Annotated in this window: 1 protein-coding gene and 1 pseudogene; one reads left to right on the top strand and one right to left on the bottom strand. The window is 47.5% G+C overall.

Features of this window, described 5'->3' with window-relative positions:
• Window positions 1–236 (top strand): annotated as a pseudogene (locus HQM11_21455) (transposase domain-containing protein).
• 219 nt (window positions 237–455) lie between these two features.
• Here the strand turns inward: HQM11_21455 and HQM11_21450 are convergent.
• The coding region (locus HQM11_21450; GenBank protein ID MBF0353604.1) for an SBBP repeat-containing protein at window positions 456–2,213 on the bottom strand (1,758 nt) is incomplete at its 5' end.

Raw genomic sequence — 2,213 nt, 5'->3', positions numbered from 1 at the left:
AGGTCACTCCGGACAATAATTGGGCTGAAAACTCGATTCGCCCCTTGGTGTTGGGCCGAAAAAACTGGCTCTTTTGTGATACTCCCGCGGGCGCAAAAGCCAGTGCCGCCATTTATAGTCTCATTGAAACCGCCAAAGCCAACAAACTCGAGCCGTTTGCCTATCTCAAACATCTGTTTGAACAACTCCCTTATGCCCACAACTCGGAGCAACTCACCAGATTGCTACCTCAATTCTGCCAATTGCGAGTCCGACGGTCTTCAACCATCGGACTTCCTATAATTCACTGCCCTGAAAAATCATATTTCGTATGCCTAAACGACTATGACATAATTGCTGTGCTTTGCATAGATGTGGTTGGTTTGGCGCTTACGGGAGCGACACGCAGGAGTCATCACAGGATTTCATCACCACATTGTTAACAGCAAGCCCAACCCGGCGCCCTTGCCAAAGGTCTATCGCGTTCCATCCGGGGCATATTTTGTGACAAACAAATCCCAGAGACTGGCTCCACCATACGTATTCCCATCCAATCCACCCTTGGTCTGACCTGTAGCAAAGATATTTCCACCGCTATCGACCGTAACTCCCATCCCTTCATCATCCGAGGTAGAGCCTAACAGTTTTGTCCATTGTTTGGTTCCTACCGAATCATATTTGACCAAAAATACATCCCTACCGCCAGCATTGCTTTGGCTATCCAGGGCATCTCCGGTATAGCCTGTAACATAGACATTCCCGTTACTATCGACGGAGATCCCATTTCCTATATCAGACTGAACAGTTCCCATCTGCTTCACCCATTGATTGCTTCCTGAAGAATCCAGTTTTATAAGGAATATATCTTCAGCCCCGGCATTGCTTGTAGGAAAGGCACCCGTTGTTTGACCTGTGACATAGACATTTCCAGAACTATCAGAGGTTATCCCCCAGCCGTATTCATGGGCGGCGGAACCATACCGTTTAGTCCATGCCTTAGTTCCGGAAGAATTATATTTAACCACATACATGTCATTTCCTCCGCAAGCGCCGACCTCACAGGTTCCCAATCCGTCAGAATTGGCTCCTGTCGCATAGATATTTCCGTTACTATCCACCGTAATTCCGAACCCTTGCTGGCCATCACTGCCAAAACGGTAAAGCCATAACTTGGTTCCCGTGGAAGCATCAAATTTCGCAACATAACTGGCATAGTTACTACAGGTTCCCAGATCACAGGGACCTACTGAATTATCTCCATATTGGGAATATCCCGCAATATAGATATTTCCGCTATTATCCACAGCGATACCTCTACCCCCATCATCCGCATACTGCCCCCACTCTTGCGTAAAAATCAGATTCCCGGAGGAATCCAGTTTTGCCAGAAATGACTCATTCGCACCTATATTGGTTTTACCAGGAAAGGTTCCAGTGGTTATACCCGTAATATAGATATTCCCGTTGTTATCCACGGTGATCGCTGTTGCTATATCGTACTGGTCGGTTCCCACCAGTTTTGTCCACTGTTTGACTCCCAAGGAATTGTATTTGATGACCGTGGCATCATAAGACCCACCTATATATGTTTGACCATCCAAACTACTGGAAGTCAAACCTGCCAAATAGACATTCCCATCTTTATCGACAGCAACGGAACGACTGGAATCTTCTCCCGCTGTTCCCATCTGTCGAGCTGTAGTCCACATGATATCATTATCGGTGTTGGTTACGGAGACATCCTCCGGATTGAGGCCATTATAATTACTATCCGTACTACTCGCGGCACCTGTCACAATGCTATACGCAACATTTCCATCAATTTTTAAGTCATCGACTCCGGTCACGGTCACGGTTTGCAGGGTATTCCAATTGCTGGCGGTGAAGGTGAGTGAAGCGGGAGATACGGTTCCTTCTATCGTGTTGGAACTGCTTAGGGGAATCACGACATTAGCCGTAGGCTTTGCGTTCAGTTTCATTGTGAAGGTCGCGGTTCCCCCGGTTTCGGTAGTATTTCCACTGATTGCGCTCAAGGTAAACCCCGCAGGAACAACGGCTACAGTCGTCGCTGTTGTTGAAGATGTCGTAGTCGTGGAACTTGCACTGGCACTGGTCGTAACGGTGGAAGTTGATGTAGCTGTGGTTTCTGTTGTTGTGGCTGTCTCGGTAGTTGTTGTGGACGTTTCTGTCTCCACGATGTCAGAAGTGGTTTCTGTCGGCGTTATCGTAATTTG

Source organism: SAR324 cluster bacterium (genome assembly GCA_015232315.1).
Classification (GTDB): Bacteria; SAR324; SAR324; order SAR324; family NAC60-12; genus JADFZZ01.
This window is presented reverse-complemented; position numbering and strand designations above follow the sequence as displayed.